Origin of the sequence: Burkholderia stagnalis (genome assembly GCF_902830275.1) — a bacterium.
Lineage (GTDB): Bacteria > Pseudomonadota > Gammaproteobacteria > Burkholderiales > Burkholderiaceae > Burkholderia > Burkholderia stagnalis.
In genome coordinates this window covers 1-1,551 of sequence record NZ_CADESW010000060.1, presented here as the reverse complement: position 1 = coordinate 1,551, position 1,551 = coordinate 1, and the positions used below count along the sequence as shown (strand labels likewise).

The 1,551-nt window shown below is 68.8% G+C and carries 3 protein-coding genes; 1 reads left to right on the top strand and 2 read right to left on the bottom strand.

Translation table 11 applies throughout. The annotated features are described in order from the left end of the window. The coding region (locus HWY45_RS36175; RefSeq protein ID WP_176118472.1) for an alcohol dehydrogenase catalytic domain-containing protein at nt 1-392 on the bottom strand (392 nt) is incomplete at its 3' end. An 11-nt stretch (nt 393-403) separates the two neighbouring features. Further along, a complete protein-coding gene (locus HWY45_RS36170; RefSeq protein ID WP_059881637.1) occupies nt 404-1,177 on the bottom strand; it encodes an SDR family NAD(P)-dependent oxidoreductase in 774 nt (257 codons plus the stop codon). A gap of 144 nt (nt 1,178-1,321) precedes the next feature. On the opposite strand from HWY45_RS36170, the gene HWY45_RS36165 reads away from it, so the two are divergent. Beyond that, the coding region (locus tag HWY45_RS36165; RefSeq protein WP_124597216.1) for a LysR family transcriptional regulator at nt 1,322-1,551 on the top strand (230 nt) is incomplete at its 3' end.

The window sequence follows — 1,551 nt, the reverse complement described above, 5'->3', positions numbered from 1 at the left end:
TTGCGGAACGCGCCCTGCACGTGCGGCATCCGCATCGCGCTGCCATAGAAGCGCATGTCGAGACACTGGTTCGGCAGGCCCTCGAGGCAATAGCGGCATGCGCCGCACGGCCGGCTCGGGTTGACGGCGACGCGGTCGCCGATCTGCACCGACGTCACGTCCGGCGCGACCGCGGCAACCGTGCCGGCCACCTCGTGGCCGAGCACCATCGGCTGCTGCAGGCGCACCGCGCCGAAACCGCCGTGCCGGAAGTAATGCAGGTCGGACCCGCAGATGCCGCCCATCGCGACGTCGACCCGCACCTGGCCCGGGCCGATCTCGCCCGCATCCTGCTCCTCGAGCCGCAGGTCGTTTGGCCCATGGATCACGAGACACATGCAACGCATACGCATCTGAATGCTCCTTAGACGGCGCTCGTCAAACCGCCGTCGACGAACAGCGTCTGGCCGTTCACGAAATCGGACGCCGCCGACGCGAGAAAGATCGCCGCGCCGCACAGCTCGTCGACGCGCCCCCAGCGGCCGGCCGGCGTGCGCTTGCACAGCCAGTCGGAAAACGCCGGATCGTCGACCAGCGCGCGGTTCAGCTCGGTTTCGAAATAGCCGGGCGCGAGGCCGTTGGCCTGGATGCCGTGGCGCGCCCAATCCGCGCACATGCCCTTCGTCAGCATCCGCACCGCGCCCTTGGTGGCCGCATACGGCGCGATCGACGGCCGCGCGAGCTCGCTCTGCACCGAGCAGATATTGATGATCTTGCCGCGCCCGCGCGCGATCATGTGGCGCGCGACCGCCTGCGCGACATTGAACACGCCGTCGAGGTTCACGCGCATCAGCGCATGCCAGTCGTCGGGGTCGAACGCGTCGAGCGGCGCGCGGCGCTGGATGCCCGCATTGTTCACGAGGATGTCGATCGCGCCAACCCGCGCCTCGACGTCGTCGATCGCCGCGCGCACCTGGCCGTGGTCGGTCACGTCGAACACCGCGTGGTCGGCCGCGAAGCCTTCGTCGCGAAAGTGCCGCGCGAGCGCAGCGGCCTTGTCGTCATTGCGATCGTTGATGACGATCGCCGCCCCCGCTTCGGCCAGGCCTCGGGCGAGCGTCAGCCCGATCCCGCGCCCCGATCCGGTGATCAGCGCGCGGCGGCCGTCCAGGCGGAACCGGTCAAGCGCGTTCGTCATGTCTGTCTCCTCATGCCGGTCGAGCCGGCCGCCCATCGCGGACGGTCTCGCGTCGATCCTATCTTCGGCGCTCGGCGGGGCCTCGCGCCAATGGTCTTTTTTGATGTGGTTATCATGGAATCTGATCACCGGATTCCGCCGCCCATGGAACTCAAGCAACTGCGCGCCTTCGTCACCCTCGCGGAAGAACTGCACTTCGGGCGCGCCGCGCAGCGCCTGTTCATCGTGCAGCCCGCGCTGAGCATGCAGATCAAGTCGCTCGAGGCAGAACTCGACGCGCGGCTGTTCGAACGCGACCGGCACAAGGTCGAATTGAGCGACACCGGGCGGGTGTTCCTGCCGGAGGCGCGGGCCACGCTGCAGCAGGCCGCGCG

Bases quoted from the DNA above. Each gene is read 5' to 3' on its own strand.
- HWY45_RS36170 (WP_059881637.1), bottom strand. From the start codon at position 1,177: ATGACGAACGCGCTTGACCGGTTCCGCCTGGACGGCCGCCGCGCGCTG.